General features: G+C 65.7%; 16 protein-coding genes. 6 read left to right on the top strand and 10 right to left on the bottom strand.

Annotated elements, in window-relative coordinates; translation table 11 throughout:
• Window positions 1-227 precede the first annotated feature (227 nt).
• Complete coding sequence (locus AB0J47_RS16580; protein WP_364346177.1) at window positions 228-1202, bottom strand: helix-turn-helix domain-containing protein; 975 nt, start codon at window positions 1200-1202, stop codon at window positions 228-230.
• 100 nt (window positions 1203-1302) lie between these two features.
• Between AB0J47_RS16580 and AB0J47_RS16575 the strand changes: the two genes are divergently transcribed.
• On the top strand, window positions 1303-1734 hold the full coding sequence (locus AB0J47_RS16575) for a VOC family protein (protein WP_364346175.1): 432 nt from the start codon (window positions 1303-1305) through the stop codon (window positions 1732-1734).
• A gap of 44 nt (window positions 1735-1778) precedes the next feature.
• Entirely contained in the window at window positions 1779-2225 is a 447-nt protein-coding gene (locus tag AB0J47_RS16570) for a DUF4254 domain-containing protein (protein ID WP_364346173.1), read from the top strand.
• A gap of 142 nt (window positions 2226-2367) precedes the next feature.
• Here the strand turns inward: AB0J47_RS16570 and AB0J47_RS16565 are convergent, their stop codons facing one another.
• Window positions 2368-2868 (bottom strand): DUF4254 domain-containing protein, encoded by a 501-nt coding sequence (locus tag AB0J47_RS16565; RefSeq protein WP_364346171.1) that lies wholly within the window; start codon window positions 2866-2868, stop codon window positions 2368-2370.
• Between the two features lie 174 nt (window positions 2869-3042).
• Here AB0J47_RS16565 and AB0J47_RS16560 point away from each other — a divergent pair, with 174 nt between their 5' ends.
• Together AB0J47_RS16560 and AB0J47_RS16555 are read left to right on the top strand one after the other, a co-directional pair.
• Window positions 3043-3852, top strand: a complete 810-nt coding sequence (locus AB0J47_RS16560; protein WP_364346169.1) for a GntR family transcriptional regulator — start codon at window positions 3043-3045, stop codon at window positions 3850-3852.
• Between the two features lie 30 nt (window positions 3853-3882).
• A complete protein-coding gene (locus tag AB0J47_RS16555; RefSeq protein ID WP_364346167.1) occupies window positions 3883-4488 on the top strand; it encodes a GNAT family N-acetyltransferase in 606 nt (201 codons plus the stop codon).
• Here AB0J47_RS16555 and eccCa read toward each other — a convergent pair.
• From eccCa to eccD, 3 genes are read right to left on the bottom strand one after another with little or no spacing between them, the layout of a single operon-like run.
• Window positions 4470-8519, bottom strand: a complete 4050-nt coding sequence (eccCa, locus tag AB0J47_RS16550; RefSeq protein ID WP_364346165.1) for a type VII secretion protein EccCa — start codon at window positions 8517-8519, stop codon at window positions 4470-4472. The genes AB0J47_RS16555 and eccCa overlap by 19 nt on opposite strands.
• Window positions 8520-8534: 15 nt before the next feature.
• Complete coding sequence (mycP, locus tag AB0J47_RS16545) at window positions 8535-9959, bottom strand: type VII secretion-associated serine protease mycosin (RefSeq protein WP_364346163.1); 1425 nt, start codon at window positions 9957-9959, stop codon at window positions 8535-8537.
• Window positions 9956-11431 carry a type VII secretion integral membrane protein EccD gene (gene eccD / locus AB0J47_RS16540; RefSeq protein WP_364346161.1) on the bottom strand — a complete coding sequence of 492 codons (1476 nt, stop codon included), beginning with the start codon at window positions 11429-11431 and terminating at the stop codon, window positions 9956-9958. Before eccD ends, mycP begins: the two co-directional genes overlap by 4 nt.
• Before the next feature lie 272 nt (window positions 11432-11703).
• On the opposite strand from eccD, the gene eccA reads away from it, so the two are divergent.
• Complete coding sequence (gene eccA, locus AB0J47_RS16535) at window positions 11704-13524, top strand: type VII secretion AAA-ATPase EccA (protein ID WP_364346529.1); 1821 nt, start codon at window positions 11704-11706, stop codon at window positions 13522-13524.
• Between the two features lie 5 nt (window positions 13525-13529).
• Here the strand turns inward: eccA and eccB are convergent, their stop codons facing one another.
• Window positions 13530-15035, bottom strand: coding sequence for a type VII secretion protein EccB (gene eccB, locus AB0J47_RS16530; RefSeq protein WP_364346159.1), 1506 nt, complete (start codon window positions 15033-15035; stop codon window positions 13530-13532).
• A gap of 259 nt (window positions 15036-15294) precedes the next feature.
• Between eccB and eccE the strand changes: the two genes are divergently transcribed.
• A complete protein-coding gene (gene eccE, locus AB0J47_RS16525) occupies window positions 15295-17025 on the top strand; it encodes a type VII secretion protein EccE (protein WP_364346157.1) in 1731 nt (576 codons plus the stop codon).
• Window positions 17026-17118: 93 nt separating this feature from the next.
• Here eccE and AB0J47_RS16520 read toward each other — a convergent pair whose 3' ends face one another.
• The 4 genes from AB0J47_RS16520 to AB0J47_RS16505 all read right to left on the bottom strand — a co-directional run bounded on the left by AB0J47_RS16520 (window position 17119) and on the right by AB0J47_RS16505 (window position 19665).
• The gene (locus AB0J47_RS16520; protein ID WP_364346155.1) at window positions 17119-17409 is read right to left on the bottom strand and encodes a hypothetical protein; all 291 of its coding nucleotides are present in this window, start codon (window positions 17407-17409) and stop codon (window positions 17119-17121) included.
• 48 nt (window positions 17410-17457) lie between these two features.
• Window positions 17458-17760 carry a WXG100 family type VII secretion target gene (locus AB0J47_RS16515; protein ID WP_364346153.1) on the bottom strand — a complete coding sequence of 101 codons (303 nt, stop codon included), beginning with the start codon at window positions 17758-17760 and terminating at the stop codon, window positions 17458-17460.
• Between the two features lie 67 nt (window positions 17761-17827).
• On the bottom strand, window positions 17828-18670 hold the full coding sequence (locus AB0J47_RS16510; RefSeq protein ID WP_364346152.1) for an ESX secretion-associated protein EspG: 843 nt from the start codon (window positions 18668-18670) through the stop codon (window positions 17828-17830).
• Window positions 18667-19665 carry a PPE domain-containing protein gene (locus AB0J47_RS16505; RefSeq protein WP_364346151.1) on the bottom strand — a complete coding sequence of 333 codons (999 nt, stop codon included), beginning with the start codon at window positions 19663-19665 and terminating at the stop codon, window positions 18667-18669. The genes AB0J47_RS16510 and AB0J47_RS16505 overlap by 4 nt, the downstream gene beginning before the upstream one ends.
• Window positions 19666-19688 lie beyond the last annotated feature (23 nt).

The following is a 19688-nucleotide window of genomic DNA, read 5'->3' as shown; positions in this document are numbered from 1 at the left end:
GCAGTCCCAGCGGGCCCCCTCTCGAGCAACCGCAAGCAGTCCCAGCGGCCCCCTTTCGACCCGCAAGCAGTCCTAGCGGCACAGCCGAGACTCGCACCTGCGGCGATGTGCTTCGGCCACTCGGCTGAGTTCGATGGCCGCGCCTTCGCGCGAACGCGAGACGGGCCGCGAACTTCTCCCTGGTAAGACTCGCTCCGTCGTGGTCACCGACGCCGTGATCACGCCTCTCACCAGGATAATCGGGACGCGCGTACCTCCGCGATGGACCGACCGCGACGACGGCGGAACAGTCCGCGCAGTGTGCCCCCGTTCATGTAGCCGACCTTGTCCGCTATCGCGTCGATGGTAAGGGTCGTGGTGCGCAGCAGTTGGGTGGCGCGTTCCAGCCGGACCTCGTGCACGAAATCCCGGGGCGACATCCCGATTTCGGCTTGGGTGGCGCGCTGCAGGGTGCGTTCGGTGACGCCGAGCAGGTGCGCCGCGTCGGCGATGCGGAACTGCTGGGCGATATGGTCGCGCACCCAGCGCTCGAATGCGGCGACCAGGGAGTCGTTGCGGGCGATCACCTCCGGTATCGCGGAATCGATCTGCGTGCGGCGATCGCCGACCACCAAATACCGGGCAGTCAACTCGGCCAGGGTCGGACTCTGCGCGGCGATCAGCGCCAGCGCGAGGTCGATATGCGATAGCGAGGCCGCGGCGGTGGTGAGCCGATCCGCCCGGCACAGGATTCGGCTCTCGTCCAGGTCGATGCGCGGGTACCGGCGTCGAAAGGCCGGGCCGAGCCACCAACTCGTCGTCGCAACCACGCCGTCCAGCACGCCGGCCTCGGCCAGGTAGAAAGTACCGGTGCAGGCCGCGGCGAGGTGCGCGCCGGATTCATAGGCCCGCGTCATCAGTTGCAGCACCGGCCGATTCGCGGGTGCGGCGACCACGCCGATCAGCCCATCCGCATCCAGGACGCGCGTTGCGGGGACGACGATCAGACCGACATCGTCCGGCAGTTCGGTCATCGGCGTCGTTTGCGCGCGGAAACCGTGCGCCGTACGCACTTGTTCACCATCGGCGACGATGTGCACCCGCCATGGTTCGGGTGCCGTCTCCAGTTCCTCGCGCAGTCCATTGGCGGTCGCGAAGGTCTCCAGTACCGCGGTGAGGCCGAGGTCGGCGACGCCGTCCTGCACGAAGACCGCAACATCCATGTCGCAAACAGTACTGAATATGTCGTTTCCGACACTCGGAACTGCGGAATAAGCGGCTTAGGGTTCGTACTACCTATCCGGCCTGCCCCGCGGAGTTCAAATGACGCTCGTCGAAACCACCGGTATCCACCACATCCGCCTGACCGTGACCGATATCGACCGCTCCAAGGCGTTCTACCGCGACGTGCTCGGTTTCGAGATCGCGGTCGAATCACCGGGTCGACCCGAGGATCCGCAGGTGCGCACCGATCCGGCCCAATTCTACGGCGGCGTCGTATTCCAAACGAACGGAATGCTGTTCGGACTACGCCCGGTGGCCGAACCAACCGATAAATTCGATTCCGAACGCGTCGGTCTGGACCATCTCAGCTTCACCGTGCCCTCGGTCCACGATCTGGCCCGCACCGCCGCCCGGCTGGCCGAGGCCGGAATCGAACACGGCGAGGTCACGCCGCTGGACGGACTCGGCATCGCGATCCTGTCCTTCAGCGATCCCGACGGTATCCACCTCGAGCTCACTGCACCGCTGTGAACGCGCCAGCGCACTGTAGTAACCCGACGTTCCGTCGGCCTCCGATGCTGGTGCGGACGAATGCCGGCTCGGCACTGCCGAGCACCAGCGAACTACTGTGCGCGCTGAGCGGAAAACAGGTCCGCGGCCATGTCTGCCGATGGTCGCGCGATCTGGTCCGGTTGCACCGCATAAGACGCGAGCATCCCCAGCGTGCGGCCGTAATCGACTGCCTCCGAGTGGAATTGGTTGCCAATATCAATACCTGGGCAACCGAGCACCTGACGCTGCGCACCGACGACCATCGCGACGCCGCACTCGGTGACATCATCGATCGCATCGCAGCCACCGCCGACCACGCCTTCCACCTGCTGATGACCGACGATCTGACCGGCGAACGTATGCACGTGACATGGACGCGACTAGCCGAATTGTCCAATGCATACAGCGATCTGGTCCGCGAAGCCGAGCACGGCCGCTGGTGCCTGTCCCCCAACACCAGACGCCGGTAGCCTGATCCGCACGCCGACGGTAGTCGAATGGCGGCCCGCTATCCGATGGGCGCCGCCATTGGACTGCGCTCGGCGACTCGCGAAACGGCAAGGGGCCGTGGCTAGCCGGTAGGGAAGCCACGGCCTCTCGTCACCCGGGTCGTCACCACTCCGGGAGTCGGCGTCGGCCCGCGAGGATATCGCGCACCAAATCGTCGTAGGCATCGGCCAATTCGGCCAGATGATGCCATGCGCCGTGTAGTTGTTCGTCGTGCGCGTCCAGCGTCATCAACGCGTGGTGCGCGCGGACCGAGGACTCCGCGATCCGGTCGATAACCGAACCGACGGTTTCGGTGTGTAGTGTCGCGCCGAGCCGATGCTGCGGCACACTGCGCGCCACCCAATCGTCGATCGCCATGACCAATTCGATTCTGCGACGCTCGATTTCGAGGATCGTCGCTGGATCGGTGGATACCGATCCGCCACGACCGACGAGCCGTCTTTCGTGCAGAATCGCTAGGTCACGGGCGAACCAGAGCAGCGGACCACCGACAACTCGGTGACCGCGACACGCCCGTACAAGTAGATCCGACGTGGGAAGTAGTCCATGGGTCAGGGACTGCACCGTCGAATCGACACACTTCGGTGTGCCTGGAAGAGCCATCACAACCGTTGATGAATCCGAACCTGCCACGTTGCCTCGCCGTCATCGCCGCACAACACCTGGATCAGGACGTTCATTACAATAAACCTCTGAAGGCACCTGTCAAGCGTTACCGGGCCGTAGGGAGTCACGAAGAGTACACTTCGTTACCTGCATGACTGACCGAGGAGCAAGATGGCGGACGGTCCGACGTATCTCCGGATCGCAGACCTCCTCCGCGAGGAGATCCGCGCAGGCAAGTGGAATCCGGGCGATCGGTTGCCCAGCCATACCGAGCTGGCCGATCAAATGCAGGTTTCGATCACTACCGCGCGCAACGCCATTCACGTGCTCGTTGCCGAAAATCTGGTCTACACAGCTACTTCCCGTGGCACCATCGTACGAAACCAAGAAGTTCTGGAATCGGTTGTCACCGACCATATTCGTCCGGATCGTCCGCAATCCGCCCACGATATTTTCGAAGAGATCGCGCGCGCCGCACATCGCGAGCCGACCAAGGAGTTCAGCGCGAAGATGGAACCGGCGGATCCGCAGGTGGCGCATTGGCTGGGCGTGTCGGAGAATTCCTGGGTGCTGGCCAGGACGGTCGTCCAGTTCCTGGACAACGAACCATGGTCGTGGGAGGTCAGTTTCTATCCACGGGATTTGGCGGAGGCGACCGGCATCGACTCGCCGCACGATATTCCCGAGGGCACGACACGCCGGCTGGCCGACCGCGGCCACGCCGAGACCGCGCACCGCGACACGCTCGTCGCCCGCCCGGCCAGTGCCGAGGAGGCGATCGTGCTCGGTGTGGCGACCGGCACCATACTGCTGGACCATCTACGCATCGGCGCCAACCACGAGCGCATCACCAGGGCCACCCGGCATCGGTCGATCGCCACCCGCAACCGGCTGGCCTATGAACTCGGCGACGACGCGGGCAGCAACGTCATCCGACATACGCTCGGCATTTCCTACGGGCCGGGTATCTCATTGCCATGAAAAACGTTCCGCCATGAATACGGTGCAGTCATGAATAGCATCCGCCGGGCAACCCTGAGTGATCTCGGCACGATCTGCCGGCTTCGGATCCAGCGCACGGCCTGGCTCACGGCGCGCGGCTCCGATCAGTGGACCGTCGCGGCCCGCGGCCTACCGATCGAGATCTTCGCGCGGGCCGTCGGCGAATCGCTGGACGCGGGCGAAACCTGGATCGCCGAGGTGGCCGGGGAACCGGCCGGGACGATCACCGTCAACGACCGGTCGGACCCGGGGTTGTGGTCGCCTTGGGAACTGACCGACGCGGTGATCGCACATTTCATGATCGTCGATCTCCGCTTCGCCGGCCAGCGCGTCGGCCATCGCCTATTGGCCCACGCCGCATCGCTTGCGCGCCAACGACAACGCCATTGGGTCCGACTGGACGCCTGGACAACCAATACCGATCTGCATGCCTATTACCACAAGGAAGGCTTCCATCTGGCCAGGATCGCGGGCCCGGCCGCCTCGGGACCGTCCCGTGCGCTGTTCCAACGCCGTTCCGACAGCTGGACCTTCGAGCCGAGGACGTCGACGCTGACCAATGTGCCGCAGCCGACGCCAGAGTCGGCGCCCGAGGCTCACAGCGGCGGCAGATAGGCGATCTGCACCATCTCCTGACCGCGGTTGCGCGACACCAGGATGCCGCGCCCGGGCGGCAGCTTCATCGGACGGACATCACCGATCAGCTTGCCCTCATCCTTGGGGCCACTCATGATCAGCGCGTCGACGGAGAGGTTCTTCATACCGCCGAGCACGTTGTCGTAGAGGGCGCGCGAGACGCCGCCGGTGCGGCGGGTGACAACCACGTGCAGACCGATATCGCGAGCCTGCGGCAGGTATTCCAGCAGTGGCAGCAGTGGATTGATGCCCGCCGTGATCATGTCGTAATCGTCGATCAGCAGGTAGATTTCGGGTCCGGTCCACCAGCTGCGCTCGCGCAACTGCTGCGGGGTGATATCGGAGCCCGGGATACGCTTGGACATGTAGCGGGCGAGTTCGTTGACCATCGGTCCGCAGGTCTGCGATGAGGTGGAATAGCCGCCGAGATGGGCCTCGTCGACCACGCCGAGCAGGCTGCGGCGGTAGTCGATCAGGATGATCTTGGCCTGTTCCGGTGTCGCGTTCTCGGTAATGCCCATGGCGATATTGCGCAGCAGCGTCGTCTTGCCGCATTCGACGTCGGCGAAGGCCATGAAATGCGGCTCTTGACCGAAGTCCAAGACGAACGGGTCCAATTCGTTCTCGCCGAGCCCGACGAGGACCTTGGTCGGGCCGAGTTCGACCGCGTGCTTGCGCGCGATCGCCACGACCTCGTCGCGACTCATCTGCAACGGCAGCATCCGCACCTCGGGGGCGCGGCGGCCCGGATAGAGCTGCTGCATTTGATCTCTGGCCTGGGCGGCGCCCTCCGCCAGCGTCTGCGGATCGGAATCGGAATCAAGTCGGGGCAGTGCGATGAGCATATGCAGTTCATCGGGTGTGAGACCACGACCGGGGCGACCAACCGGCACCAGAGCCGCTGTGCGCCTGCCCATTTCGGAATCGGTCGGGTCGCCGAGGCGCAGCTCTACCCGGGTACCGATCTGATCTTTCACATTGGGCCGGATCTCACCCCAGCGCGCGGCGCCGATGATCAGGTGGATGCCGTACGAAAGACCCTGTGCCGCAATGGCGGTGATCTGCGGTTCGATGGTGTCGAACTCCTCGCGCATGGCCGCCCAGCCGTCGATGACCAGGAAAACATCGCCGAACTGGTCCGCGGCGAGCGGATCATTGGGATCGGCCTCGGTCCCGTTGATCAGCCGGGCCTCCATCTGGGAGTACTTGCGGCGCCGGAAATCCACCATGGATTCAATGCCGAGTTCGGCGAAGCGCTCCTCGCGCTGGCGCATCAGCGTGGTCAACTCGGCGACGGTACGGCGCACCCGATCGCCGTCCAGGCGGCCCGCGACCGAACCTACATGCGGCAGACCGGACAGACCGGCGAGGCTGCCGCCACCGAAATCGAGGCAGTAGAACTGGACCTGTTCGGGGCTGTGGGTCGCCGCGGCGGCCATGATGATCGTGCGGATGGTGGTCGACTTGCCAGACTGCGGACCGCCGACGACCGCGACATTGCCTTGGGCACCGGCCAATTGGATGGTCAGGACATCACGGCGCTGTTCGTAGGGTTTGTCGATGATGCCGATCGGCATCCACAGCTGGCCGTGCCGGTTTACCGGGGAACGCCAATCCGGATCGGGCAGCAACATATCCACCGTCGGCGATTCGTCCAGCGGCGGCAACCAGACCTCGTGTGCCGGGCGGCCGTGTCCGGTAAGGCGTTTCACGACGACCTCGAGCAGCGTCTCCGGCACGCCGCCCAGCGACTCCCCTTCCGGCTGCGCACCCGGTGGCGGCGGCAGGTCGGGCAGCTCCATCCGCACCGGCCCCGGTCGCTGCGCCGCCTCGACCGGTCCGGCGGTGAACACCGTCGGCGACTGACCGCCGACCACCCGGCCATCCACCTGTCGGCTGCCGCTCGGTGAGACATACGGCCCGGACACATAGGTTGCGTTGAATCGCAACGGATCGTCGGCATCGCTCTTGAGATAACCCGAGCCCGGAATGCCGGGCAGGTGGTAGGCGTCGGTAATGCCGAGTACGGCGCGGGACTCGTTGGCGGAGAAGGTGCGCAGACCGATCCGGTAGGACAGATGCGAGTCCAGGCCGCGCAGCTTGTTCTCCTCGAGTCGCTGCGAGGCCAGCAGCAGATGGACGTGCAGTGAGCGACCGAGGCGGCCGATCATCACGAACAGATCCGCGAAATCCGGCTTCTGCGAGAGCAATTCGGAAAACTCGTCGACGATGACGAATAGTGCGGGCAGTGGGTCGAGCGCGACGCCCGCCGCGCGCGCCTTCTCGTAGTCGGTGACATTGGCGAAATTGCCTGCGGCGCGGAGCAATTCCTGGCGGCGGTTCATCTCACCGGCCAGCGCATCCTTCATGCGGTCCACCATCGAGAGTTCTTCCTCGAGGTTGGTGATGACCGCGGCGACATGTGGCAGCGAGTCGAGGCCGAGGAAGGTCGCGCCGCCCTTGAAGTCGACGAGCACCAGGTTCAGGGCATCTGGCGAGTGCGTCGTAACCATGGAAAGCACCAGCGTGCGAAGGAATTCGGACTTACCCGAACCTGTTGCGCCGATACACAATCCGTGCGGTCCCATACCGCTCTCGGCGGATTCCTTGATATCGATTTCGACCGGGGTGCCGTCCGGGGTGACGCCGATCGGCACCCGCAGCCGCTCACGAGCCGTGCGCGGACGCCAGACTTTCGATGGTTCGATCTGCGCGGCATCCGGAATCTTCAGCAGCGCCATAAGTCCCGGATCGGTCCGGGTGTCGTCGCCGAGACTGACGATCTGTGCGGCCGTCGCGATACGGAACCGGGCCAGGCTGCGGGCGAAGGATGCGGATTCGGCCGTGCTCACCTCATCGGCGGCGGCGAATTTCTCTATTCCCGCAGCGCTTTTCGCGCTTACCGCACCGTCACCGACCACCAATTGCAGGCCGCGCCGCGCGGCAAGGCCGTTCTCGGGTGCAGTCAGATCGAGCACGGTGACCGAGTCCAGACCGGATTCGCTGACCAGGCGCTCGGTGCCGTTGACGTAGCCGTCATCGATAATGACCACCAGATGCAAACGGCCCTGTGTCGGTTGCGGATTGCGCATGAAGCGGCCGCGCTCGAGCAGTTCGGAGGCCAGTGCGGTTTCGAGTTCGGCCAGCGAGCCGTACACCATTCTGGCCGAGCCCATGCCGTCGCGGACGGTCGGATGTTGCAGGTGCGGCAGCCATTTCGCCCATTCCCAGGCGGATCCGTCCGGATCAGCGCAGACTATGGCGACCGCGACGTGGTCGGGCCCGTGAAATGCGGTGAGCTCCATCAGCATCGCGCGCGCCAGCATTCTGGCTTCCTCAGTGTCGCCGCCGATATTGATGGCCGGGAAGGCCCGCAGCGATACCGCGGTCGGCAGCTGGTGCACCACCGAATGGGTTCGTACGAAACGACGCAATGCCACGGTGGAGACCGGCTCCAGATCTTCCAGCGGACCGGTTTCCGGACGTGCCAACTTGGTCGCCAACCGATGGCTGCCCACCCCGACCCGCACATGTCCGAAGTCCGGATCGTTGGGCCTACGCTCCCACATCCGGCGGGTGCCGACCACCGACGGCAGATCGATCGGTTCCGGATGACTCCAGATCAGCGATTCCAGCTGCTTGTTGCCGGTGCGGCGGACGTCCTTGCGCATCTGGTCCAGATAGCGGAAGTAGTCCTTGCGCTCCTCGTTGAGTTCGCCAGCCCCCTTGGGGCCGTTGCCCCGCATGCCGAGCATCATGCCGCCCATCGACATGAGCATCATCATCGGGAACATCATCATGAACGGGTTGGCGAGCAGGTTGCGACCCATCATCACCATCATCGCGATCATGCCGACGACGGCGACCACCATAATCACCGGCATCAACTTCATGATCAGTGGTCCGGGCATGGCCCGCTGGATCTCCGGCGGCGAATTCAACGCCACCTCACCGCCCGGCGCGCGCGGCGGGGCGATGCGGGGGCGGCGCACGAAACCTTCGGTAGCCATGGGTCCCTCTACTGCTTAAGTTACTTCGGACTCGAGGTCGGCGGAACCGCGAGCGCGTCGGAACGGAATCGACAGTGCCGCACCGAGTCCCAGCACGACCAGACAGGTGACCGAGCCGATGATCGCGACACGGCGCGGCAGCGGATCGGGTCGCGCCGGATGTACCGGGGCCGCCATGACACGTGGAATGTCGGCACCGACGCTCACCGGTTTGTCCGGGAGTTGGGCGGTGAGCGCGGCCAGCGGATCGATCAGGCCGTGGCCGACACGGTCGTCGCGACCCTGGCCAGGCGCTTGGGCGGTGCGGGTGATTCGGTCTATGACCTGTCCCGCAGTGAGTTCCGGGAACCGGGACCGGACCAGTGCGGCGAGTCCGGCGACATAGGGTGCGGCGAAACTCGTGCCCTGTATGGTTCCGGTGCCCTCCTGGGTGACCGCGCCATTGACCAGTCCGGTGCCGCCCGGCTTATTGTCGAGCGAGACGATATTGCGCCCGATGGCGGCGGCGCCGACCCACGGCCCGTGCAGCGACAGCGCCGAGGGTGAGCCGTTCGGATCGATGGAGGCCACGGTCAGGACGTAGGGCTGAAACCAGGCCGGACTCGCGATGGTCTGCACGCTGTCCCAGCCCGCACCTTCGTTCTGTTTCTCGCATGCGCCGCCGTTGTCCACATTGCCCGCCGCGGCGACCACCACCACATTGTGGTCGTAGGCGTACTTCACCGCGGCACCGAGCGGGACATCGGCTGTATCGGTTCCGACTGCGCTGCAAGAGACTTCGGAAATATTGATGACCGTGGCACCCATATCGACGGCGCGGACCACCGAGGCGGCGAGGGCGAGCACACTGCCGTAACCGGAGCGCACCATGGCATCCGGCGGCTGGTCGCCCGCGCGATCCTTGCGCTCATAATGTGTGCTCAATTGGCGGATGGTGAGGATCTCGGCATCGGGCGCGACACCGACGAAGGCATCATCCGGGCTGGGGCGCGCGGCGATAATGCCCGCGACCAGGGTGCCGTGGCCGTCGCAGTCGACGGTGCCATCGGAGTCCGAGACGTAGTCACCACCGGCTTGCAGCGCGGACAGTCGCGGATGCCGATTCACGCCGGTATCGATGACCGCAACCTTCTGTCCCGCACCGCGACTGAATTGCCAAGCCGCGGGCAGGTCGAGCACACGCTGCGGCAGCGGCGGTTCCGCGGGCGGGCCACCGATGAGCGACAGTTCGGCGCAGACCACCTTCTGTTCGGTCGGCTCCAATGGCGCGGGCCGACCACTGAGCGCCTGCGCGGGCCCGAGTGCACCCGGGTCGACGGTCGGCGGTGGGACCGCACCGGCCGGAGCGGCCCAACCGAGCACCGACCCGCCGAGAACCACTGCGGCGCAGACGATTGCGGTCCTGCGCCGCCCGCCGGGCTGGCTCGCCCGAGCAATCATAGGTTCCTGGCCATCGAATACACTCCCATGATCCACAGCACCAGCGGGATCACCGCGACGATCAGCAGATATTCGGTGATTTCCATGGCCCGGCGGGTCACCGGCGTCACCTCGAGGTGCGGACCGATCACGCCGAAAACCACAATCCCCGCGGCGAAGGCGAGCAGCAGCACACCCGCGAGCAGCAGCAGATCCGAATCGCCCAGGGCCAGTCCGGTAACCAGGCCGACGACTATGACGCAGCCGCCCGCGATCAGCACACCGGCCTGCACAAGATCGGCGAAGGAACGGCCGCGCAAACTGACGATCACCGCTGCGATCACGGCAAGCGTAATCCCTTGCCAGGGTGCGGATCCCAACGGATCCGCGGCACCCAGCGCACCGACCGCCGCGGCAATGGCGCAGGCGACGAGCATGCCGGTCTGGTACTGGTTTGCGGCCCTGGCGCGTTCACCGAGTCCGGCGGCCGAGGGCAGTGCCGTCGCGCCGATCGCGCCGATGCCCTCGATGGTGGGGCGCGGCTCGTGATCGGCCGGATCGATCGCGCCGCCCGCGGTGGGTACCGGCGGGATCGGCAGCCGCGCAGCCACTGCCGCCAGCCGCGGCACCGCGGAGATCAGCGTGATGGCCACCACCAGAATTGCGGCGGAGATCTTGGGCAGATCGAAATCCCAGATCATCCGAACCAATGCGGCGATTCCGCCGAACAGCGCGACGGTCACGATGGCGGCGGCGAGCGCGGCACCGGTCGCGGTGGCGCGATAGATCACAGCCGCGGCCACCAGCGTGACCGAACAGCCGAGCAGCAGATGCGGACTGCCGAGATCGCCCGGCACGAACAGTGCTGCGCCGCCGAAGAACAACAGCAGCGCACACAGTGACAGCCAGGTTGCCGTCAATTGGTCCGCGTACTTACGCGCCGCGATGGCCGCGGCGACGGCGGTGATGATGGCGACGCTGGTCGCGAGGAACGGCGCGGCGAGACCACCTCCGTACGAACGTCCCGCAGCCAGCAGCAGCAATGCGAGCAGCACCGCCGACACGGCGGCGACCAGAGCGGTCCAGCGCGCCGCAGCGGGCGACCAGCCATGGAAATCGACACTGGTGAGCCGGGATACCGCATCGATGACATCGTCGAAGAGCGCGGGCGATTCCTTCGCGGTGACCGAACGCAGCACCAGCAGTTCGCCGTCGAAGACCTCGGCGTCGGTAAGACTGCGGCTCGGTGCGATGGCGTCACGGCCCAACCGAGCCAGTGTCCAGTGTTCGGTGTGCAGCGGGGCGCCGCCATCGTCGCTTTCCACCACATCGGGATTGCGCGATTCGATCAGGGCGACGAGATCACCGATAAATGTGGCGATCGGCACGGTCGCCGGAAGTCCGACATCGAGCTGGGTATTTCCGCCTATGACGGACACTCGGCACAGTTCGGGTTCGGCGGCGCGGGGGCCGCTGCTCAATGGTTCGGTCAATTGTGCACCGGCCCCAGCTCTTTACGGAACGATCCAAACACTTGCGCCCGGTTTCCTACCTGTCGAACCAACTCTACGACTCGGATCCACTCTCGCACGAACGTTCCCCCCGTCGCATGTGGTTGTCGCACACTTTGCAACCTATCGGTAGCAAAACATAATGTAACGGACGAGCCGATCCGACGCGATCGCTAAGCTGGTCGGAAGACGTACGCGGACAATCGCGCAGCAAAAAAAGATAGCTCAATCCAACACTTCGGGGTTTGACAGCAATGACCGGCAACCGCCAAGCACAACGGGCCTTCGACGCCGGAATCCTGTCGCTGGGCCTGACGATCGACGGACAGGAATCGGCTCGCGATCTCGAGTACGCGAAACTGGCGTTCCAGCGTGCCACCGAGTGGGATCCGACGATGTGCGATGCCTGGCTGGGCCGGGCCGCCGCCGGTGAGGTCACCACCGAGGTGCTTTACAACCTGTACAAGAACAGTGGGACAACACTTTTCCGCGAGCAACGCCGGTTGGGGCTGGCGCCGCGGGCCTTGGCCGGACGCTTCCTGGCCGGGCTGTACATCGACTACCCGCTGGCCAGCTATACCGAAATCTGGCTGGCCCAAGCGGCACAGCTGATTTCCGAAAAGGAGTACGACGAGGCGGAACGGGTGCTCGACGAACTCGCCACCCACCGCGCCTCGATGCTCTCCGATACAGATCGCGAGATCGACGACCGGATCTGCGCGTATATCCGTGGCGTACTGCACTTCAACACCCAGCGCTGGCCCGATGTGATGTCCGTACTCGCCGGATCCGCCGAATGGGACGACCCGTATCTGGCGGCGGGCGCGCATGTGATGGTCGGTTCGGCCTGTGCCCAGCTCGGCCTGTTCGGCGAGGCCATCCGGCGCATGGAACAGGCCGAGGCGGGTCCGATCCCGGCGGCCCGAACCACCGCCATGTTCTGCCGCGGCCTGTGCCTGCGCGAGACCGGTAAAGAGGCCGAGGCGCAGGCCCTTTTCGAGAAGGTGTATTCGCAGGCACCGGATTTCGCCGCCAATACCGCAGCCATGCGCGATCGCAGCTACCGGCTCACGGTGACGACCAAGGAGTCGATCGACGCGCGCATCGACCGCTGGGATCCGGCCTCGGCGCCTTCGGTGGAGGCGATGCGGCATGCCGACGCCGAGGACCGCGCCAAGAAGATCCTCGCCGACGCGCGCGCCGAGTTGGATAAGCAGATCGGCCTCGAATCGGTGAAAACGCAGGTCGCGAAGTTGCAGGCGACCGCGCAGCTGGCCAAGATCCGGGCCGAGAAGGGTATGGCCAGCATGGCCCGCGGCAACCACCTGGCCTTCACCGGTCCGCCCGGCACCGGTAAGACCACCATCGCCCGGGTGGTTGCCAAAATCTATTGCGGCGTGGGACTTCTCAAGACCGATAAGGTCGTCGAGGCCAAGCGCGTGGACTTCGTCAGCCAGAACCTCGGCGGCACCGCGATCAAGACCGACAAGCTGATCGATACCGCGATGGACGGTGTGCTGTTCATCGACGAGGCATACACGCTGATCCAAACCGGTCTGCAGGGCGGTGACGCCTTCGGCCGCGAGGCGGTGGATACGCTGCTGGCCAGGATGGAAAACGACCGCGACCGCCTGGTGGTCATCATCGCGGGCTACGACGGCGAGATCGACCGGCTGCTCGCCGCGAACGACGGTCTGGCTTCACGTTTCGCCAAACGCCTGCAGTTCCCGTCCTACACCCCGACCGAACTCGGCCAGATCGGTAGCCTGATCGCCCGCTCACGCGATTCCGAGTTGTCCGAGGGGGCAATGGAACTGCTGATCGAGGCGTGCGGACGGCTGTACGAGACCGAGCGGGTCGATCAGAGCGGACAGCCGCGCCGGGGCATCGATCTCGCGGGCAATGGTCGATTCGTGCGCAACATCATCGAATCCGCCGAGGAGGAACGCGAATTCCGCCTGGCCAATGACGAGTCGCTGGATCTGAGCGCGGTGGACGAGACGGTGCTCATGCGCATCGAAGCGCCGGATATGCAGGCCGCGCTCGGCAGTGTACTGGCTTCGCTCGGAGTCTGAAGACTTCAGTTTCCGACAGGCAAGATATCGTGCTCGACCAGCGCATCGTTCTTCGACAGTGTCGGTCCGGGCACCAGCTGACCGATGATCGACCAGGGGGCCAGGCGCGGTTCGCCGCCGAGTCCGAGCACCTGGGCGGTGGCAATATCCGGGATGCCGTAGCGGATTCCGTTGTCCGCCACATAGAACAGGCCACCGCGGCGCAAACTGCCCGGCTCCGTTCCGGTCACCTGCACGAACTCCCCCGAAGCCGGTGGGATATAGGCGGAATCGACCCGATCGCCGGTGCCGTCGGAGGTGGCAAGGCTCACCGGCTCAGCCGAGCTGGGCAGTGGCACACGGTTGCCCGCGAGCAGGGCGATCGCGGCGCGGTCGGTGGGGCTTTCGGCCGCATCGTCGCCGGATTCGGGCCCCTTTGCCCAGCTCAGACAGGTGACCGGGGCGTCCTCGGCGGAAACTATCTTCGGGGTGTTGACCGGGAAGTGGTCGAGCGCAAGCTGGTGTAGTACCGGCATATTGGTCAGCACATCCGGCGGTTCGGCCTTGATCTCGCGCATGCCCTGGGAATTCGCGGTGCGGATGACCTGCGCGGCGAAATCGGTGACCGGCTGCACACCGTCGGCGAGCACCACATACAGCTGGGACTGATCGGTGCGACCGGTGCCGCCGACCGCGATGACTCCGCCGATCGGCACATCGGAAAGCTTTGCCGGACCGGGCTGTCCGGCCTTCGGCATATCCGGCACGGCCAGCGGCGGAACCGCGACGGCGGCATCCAGCAGGCCGGTGCCGACCGGTCGTGGCTTGTGCGCGGCCAGGTTCAGCGCACGTGCCAGTACCGAGTTGCCGAGGTCGACCTCCGCGCGCTTACCGTCATAGATCAGATAGGTCTTATCGGCGCGTCGCACAAGCAGCGCATCCGACGGACCCAGAGTCCGAATGCGTTCGTCGAGTTGGGGTTTACCCGCGAAGACCGCGGTTTCCACACCGGTCGCCGCGGCCGCGCTGCCCGTGATCGAAAGCTGCACCGTTTCGCACAGCGACCAGTCCGAGCGGCCGCCCTGCGTCGAACCCGGCAGTGCCGCGGGCGCACCCGGGATTCCGAGCATCGGACCGCGCGGCATCGACGAAAGCTTGGCATCCTTCACCGATTTGGGCGATTCGTTGCTGCCGCTGATCAGCCGGGCCGAGGCCAGGTTGAGCACCGGATGCAGGCGTTTGTCGTCCTTCTTGTCCTCGGATTCGGCCACCACCACATATAGCGCGCCGCTGTCCTTGCCGATCACGATATTCGCGTCGCCGATCGCGCCCTGCGGACGCAGGAAGGCCAGGATGGCCGCGCCGGCCACCATGAGCAGGCCGAGGGTGGCACCGACGAGCATCGAACGCAGCTGAGATCGCATGGGGTCGTGCAGCATCCGCACATCGCGGCGGACCAGTGCGTGATCGAGTCGGCGCAGCAGAAAGCGGTAGCCGTTGACCTGGGCCTTGGTGGTCAGCTGAGCCGGCACATGGTCTCCATCGAACTACGGGGGGAACAGGGTAATTACAGTATCGTTCGGTGCCGCGGTGTCAATTCAGCGACAATCGAGCAAACCAACTCCATCCGTAGCGACTGCTTGCAGGTCGCGCGAAAAGGCCACGGCGCGCACGCGTGTTGCGCGGTACTGTTATCGCAATACTGGTCTGATTATCGGGGACGGGGCTGTGAACAAACGCGATACCGACTCCGGAGCGAACGCGCGTGAATTAACCGGAAACGAAAACTCCGTGAACGCTACGCACACAACGTTACGTGATCCGGAATTCTGGCTGCTGCGTCAAATGCCTTTGCGACTCACGATTCCGCTCGCGCTGATTGCCGCGATCGCGGCCTGGATCGCGACGGCGCTGCATGCGCCGACGGTCGCCGTGATCGCGGTCGCCGCGGCCGTTCTCATTGCCGGCGCGGTACCGGTGCGTCGGCGCGAGCCACGCAATATCGTCGGCATTCTCTCGCGCGCGATCGCCTTTCGCTGGCGGCGGACCCGGCCCGGCCCCGCCGATACCGGCCAAGCCGCCTTCGATGTGCCGCTGCCGGAGGGCGGCAGTTACGGCGTGCGCTGGGACGGCAATCTGTTGCTGACCATGTTGCGCATCGATCCGCCACCGGATGCGCTGACATTGCTGCGTCGCAGTTCGCTGTCCACCGACCAGGTGCTTCCGCTCACCGAAATCGGCCGCTGCCTCAGCCAATTCGATATCAACCTGACCTCGATCGATGTGATCAGCACCGGCGCGCGGACCGCGGGCGGCGGTCCGGTCGCACAGCTCTACGACCGCATCCTCGGCCCGCTGCCCGCCATCGCGCATCGCACGGTCTGGTTGGTGCTGCGACTGGATCCGCTCGCGAACGCCGAGGCCGTCGACAACCGCGGCGGTGGCGGCGCGGGTGCGCTGCGGACCGCGATCATCGCGACCCGAAGGGTGGCCAATCGACTCGCCGCCCGTGACATCTCGGTATCGGTGCTGACCGCGGGCGAGATGAACAGCGCGGTGCGCCAACTCACCCGCGGCATACCACTGGACGGATTCGTCGAAACCCCGAAATCGCTGGTACACCATAGCTTGTACCTGACCAGCTATGAGATCGGCCCGGAACTGGTCGGCTCGCCCGGTTTCGCCGATATCTGGGCCACGCCCAGCCTGACCACCACAGTCACCGTGCGCCTGCGGCCCGGTGCGCAGCAGCCCGGCGATGGGCGCGAAACCGATTCACCGCCGATCAGGTTGGGCGCGCTGGTCCGCTTCGATACCGCGTCCGAACCGATCGAGCCGCCGGTGCCCGGTTTGCGCACGCTGCCGGGTGAGCAGTTCCGCGCGCTGCTGGACTGTCTGCCCGCCCGCACCGCTCGTCGCGATGGCGACCACGCGGGTGATTACCGCGGCCCGCTCGCCGCGCTGGACGGAATCGTCGTGCCCACCGCCGGTTGCGGCCAGCTGATCGGTGCCGACAATGCCGGTCAGGGCATCGCGGTACCACTGATCGGTGACGGCACCAGACATCTCGAGGTGATCGGTCGATTGGATCTGGCCCAGCAGGTCATCCTGCGGGCCATCGCCCTCGGTGCGCACACCATCGTGCACACCGACCGGCCCGAGGCCTGGCAGTCCATGGTCGCCAATGTCGATGCGCCGCATTCGCTCTCGCTGGCTCCGCGGTTCGCCGGTGCTGGGCATCACCTCGCACCACCGCAACCCGGCGGGCCCATTCCCACCGCGACCGTGGTGGTCTTCGACGGCATCGCACCCACCGCGCTGACCGGTGGCGCGACCATCGTGCACGTCCGCGCGCCCGAGCAGCCCGATGCGCAGTTCGATGCCGATATCGTTCTGGTGCAGGATATTTCGGCTCCCAACCTGATCACGGTGCGGACCTCGACGGCCAGCGCGACGGTCAATATGGTCACCACCCCGGACGAGATGTGGTACATCGGCGAATCCCTCGCCGCAGCAAGGTAATCGAACGAACACGGCCGGTCCGGAAACGTAACGCTACCGACCGGCCGTGCTGCGCCTTTTCGAGCGACCCGCAAGCGATCGCTACGGTGAGGTTCAGGCCCCGAAGCCGTCACCGATCTTGCTGTCGGTGCCGAGCGCGCGGTGCAGCGAGTTCTCCACCGCCGCGGCGACATTGTCGAGTGAGGTGAGCGTGTCACCGTACTCGGAGTGCCAGGCGTCGTAGACCTGCTTGAAGCTGGCGTGGGCCACGTTGCCCTCCCACGCCACCTTGAGCACGCCGCCCGCGTCCTCCATATCGCTGCCGTATTTGATCAGGTCGCCGTGCAGGGTGACCAGATCGTTGAACAGAGCCATCATCGGGCCCTTGGCGTATGCCATAGTCATGGTGATTACCTCCGAATCGAAGACTGAATAGTGTGTCGGCCCAGGCGATTACAGGCTGATGTGCTCGAAACCCTCGCGGTTCGCCTGCTCCATCTGGATGTACTGCTGGGTGCCGTGACCGACCTGCTCGGTAATGGCGTTGAGCTTCTTGTGCAACTCCTGGGAGTGCTGGGCCCAGTTGGTCGAGGCGGCGACGAACGCCGCCTTCGCATCGCCTTCCCAGTGGGTCGCCGCGGCGACCTCGTCATCGATCTTCTTCAGCGTGCGCTGCATGTTGTCGACCGCGGCGGCCATGAACTCCTCGGCCTTCTTCGCGGTTGCCTCGTCTACGTGTACACCTTCACCACTCATCGTGGACACCCTCTCGTGTTGTGATTCCAATGCCCGGAAACGATGTCGGGTGACATCGCCGGAAGGTTTACTGCGGAAGCCACCTTCCCCCGGGCAATGATTCGATCAATGCCGAAATCGCCTGCGCGATACGGTGATCGGTGCCCGGTGTCACCGTGGACCAGACCTGCTGATCCGCAGCAATCCCGGGCGCGGCCACAATGCGACCGCGTCCGGTGTCATAGACCGCGACCGCACCGGGCGGCCGGGTGGTCGTACCGTCGAGATGGGCGTAGGCCACGATCTCGGCGAAGGCGTGGCAGGAGGCGAAGGCCAGCCCGTATGCGGTGGCATCGCGATCGGCGACACCCAGGGCATATACGGCGTCCGCGTAGTCCTCGGAGGTTCGCGCCGCATTGTTGTTTCGAGCGACCTGCAAGCAGTCGCTAGCGGTGAGCCGCTGGCTCAATTCGGTCGACAGCGCGCTGAAATTGACCACCTCCGCGGGCGTTGCGGGTCCGAGCGCATCGAGCAGCGGACGCACCAGCGCCTCGCCCGATCCGTCCGCCCAGACGGTCCGCACGTCGAAGCTGTCGCCGGTGCGCACCGCGATGGCATGCTTTTCGCCCCGACGGGCCAGGCAGATTCGGGTCACCGCGGGTGTCCCGTCGGGCGCGGTCGCATAGATCCGTGCGACCAGCTCGCGATCAGGTTGGGCCAGCGTGAACATGGCGTCGGCCAGTTCGGAGTCGACATCGCCATCGGCGTCGAGCACGCCCGCGCCGACCAGCTCGGTCACCGCGCGCTGCTGGGAATCGACCCATGCATCGTATGAATCCTGTTGCGGACCAACCGAAAGCACCAGCGGCAAGGTCTGGACGCCGAGCCGCTCGGCGACCGCGAGCAGACCATCGTTGGTCATGGTCGTCATTCGGCACCTCCCGATGCCGTCCGACTGGTGGCCGTGGGCGCTTCCGGAGCACCCAGTACCACCGGAGCACCCAGTACCGCCGGAGCGGCGGCGATGCCGAGATCGGCGCCGATGGCATCGCCGGTCACGGCGGCCGCGCGCGGGGCGTATTCCTCTTCCTCGGCACCGGCTCCTGCCGTCATCGCGCCGGGAACCATCGGCAGCGCACCGGAACTCGCGGAGGATGTCGGAACCGGTTGTGGTGTAGTCACTTCCACCGGCGTGGGCGCTTCGGTGAAGACCGGCGCCCGATACGGCTGCAACTTCGCGGACGTCGGCGCCGCACCGATTCCGCCCCGCATGAACATGCCCGGCGTGATCGCGGGCAGGGCAGACAGGGCTGATGTCGCTGCCGTCACCGGGGCGCTCGTCTTCTCGGCCGCCAGCGCCGCCGGCGAGGCGATCGCCGGTGGCTCCTGCTGAATCCACGGTGTCGCGAGCGGTTCGGTCGCGGCCTCATAAGTCTGCATCACCCGCGCGGCCGCCGCCTTCGCCATATCCGCGTCGGTATCGGCCTGGGCAGCCACTGCCTTGATCGGTGCGCCGAGCGCGCCGCCGATCGATTCGAGCATCCGCTGCACTGTCTGGATGGCCTGGATCTCGGTGGTATGCGGCATTGTCATCCGTGCCAATTCGTAAGCGGTGGCTTGCGTTTCGGCGCGTACCGCGTTGTTGCCCGCGGCCGTCGCGGCATCGGCGAGCCAATCGCGCAGCCGCGAAATCCGGTCCAGCACCGGGCCGCTCGTGTTGGATTGCCACGCACCGCGCATCGAGGTGACGATCAGTTCGTATTCGGCGACCGCCGCACCGAATCCGGCGGCCAGCCGGGTCCACGCGGCACCGGCCTCGGCCATCGGTATCGCGCCGGGACCGGTGGACAGTTCACGCGCCAGCCGATCCGGCTCGCGCGCGCCCCAGACCACACCGGTGAAACCGGGCTGCGGTGGTTCGATCATGTTGACTCCGTGTCGTATTCGCT

Source organism: Nocardia sp. NPDC049737 (assembly GCF_040674755.1).
Lineage (GTDB): Bacteria > Actinomycetota > Actinomycetes > Mycobacteriales > Mycobacteriaceae > Nocardia.
This window is presented reverse-complemented; position numbering and strand designations above follow the sequence as displayed.